Origin of the sequence: Streptomyces alkaliphilus (assembly GCF_014141535.1) — a bacterium.
Taxonomy (GTDB): domain Bacteria; phylum Actinomycetota; class Actinomycetes; order Streptomycetales; family Streptomycetaceae; genus Streptomyces; species Streptomyces alkaliphilus.
The window spans coordinates 1-2504 of sequence record NZ_VKHT01000767.1; the positions used below are offsets into that span (position 1 = coordinate 1).

Below are 2504 nucleotides of genomic sequence, written 5' to 3' on the forward strand. Positions count from 1 at the left end.
GGCTCGGGGTCGGGGACGGGGAGCGGCCCCGTCCCCGGCGGCGTGACCGCCACGGCTCACCCGAGGTCGACACCGCGGCTGCGCAGATAGGCGACCGGATCGACGTCGGTGCCGTACTCGACCCCCTCCCGGACCTCGAAGTGCAGGTGGGGGCCGCTGGAGCGCCCGGTGTTGCCGGACAGGCCGATGGGCACCCCGCCGGTGACCCGGTCCCCCGCCCGCGCGTCGAGCCGCGAGAGGTGAGCGTAGAGGGTGCGGTGACCGTCCACCATCTCCACCGTGAGGACCCGTCCGTAGGCGTCCGTCTCCTCCGCGAGGACCACCGTGCCGGGGCCCACGGACACCACCGGCTCCCCTTCCGGCACCGCGAAGTCCACCCCCGTGTGGTACCCCGCCTGCCACTCCCCCGGTGTTCCGTAGGCGGCGGAGACCGGGTGGCCCTCCACCGGTGCCGTCCAGCGCTCCCCGGGGTCCCCACCGGCCGGGCGGGAGGGACCGGCGGCGCCCGGCACCCATCCGGGGAAGGGGCCCGCGCCGGGAGCTGCGAACGGGTCGAACCGGGGAACCCGTGCCGACCGGTCGACCCTCCGTGGCGCGGACTCGACCCCCGCCACGGGGAGGGGCGCCGCGATGGAAGCGCCCGGGAGGCCCGGGAGGGCGACGGGATGCCCGGCGCGCAGAATGCGTGCGACCCGGTCGGCGTCCCGACCCCTGGCCGGGGCGGGGGCGGCGGCCCCGCCCCGGGACCGGTGACGGTCCGGTCCCCCCGGACCCTCCGGATCCCGATGCCGGTCGGCTTCCGGAGGCACCGATGTCGGTGGTTCGAGCGGGGAGCGGTCCCCGGCGCTCCCCGCGTGGGCGACCCCGGGGGCGCCGCAGCCGAGCACGAGAGCGGCCAGGGCACCGGCCGTCACCCGTCGGCCGACCCCGAGGCGGCGGCCGGACCGGCGACGCGTTCGGGGGGCACGGGAGGTGTTCCACGGGGGAGTCATGACGGAGAGCCAAACCCGGCGCGCCGGTGACCGCATCCGACGACGCGCCGCCCCGGGCGGCCGTTCGGCGCAGTGCCGCCCGGCGCCGGAGAGGTCATCGGGGCTGTTCACGGCGGTGGGACGCACTCTCGCCGGGGGACGGCCGGGATTCCGTCGCGGGAGTGACCGGCGATCGGAGGACTCACCGGCGCGTGTTCCGCCCCGCGCGCCCCGGGCCCGTGGTCGGGTCAGTCGCGACAGATGAGGATGAGCGCCCGGTCGTCGTTGACGTCGCGGGCGACGGTCTCGATGAGGTCGCCCGCGATCCGGCGCAGCCCGCCGGCCAGATGCCGCTCCGCCTCGCCGGTGAGGCGGTCGATGCCGTCGGAGATGTCGCGGTCCGAGCGCTCCACCAGGCCGTCGGTGAAGAGCATCAGGACGTCGCCCGAGCGCATCGTCCCCTTGGCCGGGTGGAACTCGGCGCCGTCCCAGACACCCAGCAGAGGCCCCTCGGCCCCGATCTCCTGCCACCGGCCGGTGGCCGCCGCGTACTGCACGCCGGGCAGGTGTCCGGCGGAGAGCAGTTCGAAGTCACCGGTGTCCAGGTCGAGCACGAGGTGGATCGAGGTCGCGAAGCCCTCGGCCCAGTTCTGCCGCAGCAGGTAGCCGTTGGCCGCCGGCAGGAAGGAGTGCGGTGGCAGTGAACCGAGCAGGCCGCCGAAGGCCCCGGACAGCAGCAGCGAGCGGGAACCGGCGTCCATGCCCTTGCCGGAGACGTCGGTCAGCACGACCTCCAGCACCCGGCTGTCGGGACCGGTGCGGGCGGCCACCACGAAGTCGCCGGAGAACGACTGCCCCCCGGCCGGCCGCAGGCTCATGTCACAGTGCCAGCCGGGCGGCAGGGCGGGCACGGTGCTCTGCGCGCGGATGCGTTCGCGCAGGTCGAACAGCATGGTTCCGCCCCTGCGCCAGGGCACCCCGACCCGGCTGCGGAACTGCGCGACCAGGAGTCCGGAGAGGGCGACGGCGGCCACCACGAGGATGGTGCCGGGGCCGATCGGATCGGGGTGGACCGATCGTCCCTCCAGCATGGCGGTCTCGACGATCAGCGCCACGGCGGTGGCCGCGTAGAGGGCGAGCAGACTGACCGGCCGCAGCAGCAGGCCACCCGCGACCAGGGGCAGGACCAACGCCTCGGGCGGGCACCAATCCGGACGGTGCAGGGTACCGGCGGCGATGAGGGGGACGGTGAGGAAGAGCGCGATGAGCACCACGGCGTCCGAACCCTCGCCGCGGAAGTGGTCCACGGCGGTTCGGCGCATGGTGAGACGGGCACGGCGCAGCGCCTTGTGCGCTCGCCTTCGCCGTGCCCCCGGGGGTGATGTGCCGCCGCCTGCCATGATTTGCGACCCTATCCACCCCGGGCCGGTGCGTCGATTTCCGTTGGGTTGCGAAGAGAAGTATCGGCCGGTTGACGTGCGCCGTCGCGTGCCCCGGGGGTGACGCGCGTGGTGGGGGCGGGAGGCCCGGGGC

General features: G+C 75.3%; 2 protein-coding genes. Both read right to left on the bottom strand.

Annotated elements, in window-relative coordinates; all coding sequences use genetic code 11:
• Positions 1 to 56 precede the first annotated feature (56 nt).
• Entirely contained in the window at positions 57 to 512 is a 456-nt protein-coding gene (locus FNQ90_RS28525; protein WP_323380078.1) for a murein hydrolase activator EnvC family protein, read from the bottom strand.
• Positions 513 to 1219: 707 nt separating this feature from the next.
• Entirely contained in the window at positions 1220 to 2371 is a 1152-nt protein-coding gene (locus tag FNQ90_RS19540; protein WP_182607558.1) for a PP2C family protein-serine/threonine phosphatase, read from the bottom strand.
• Between the last annotated feature and the right edge of the window lie 133 nt (positions 2372 to 2504).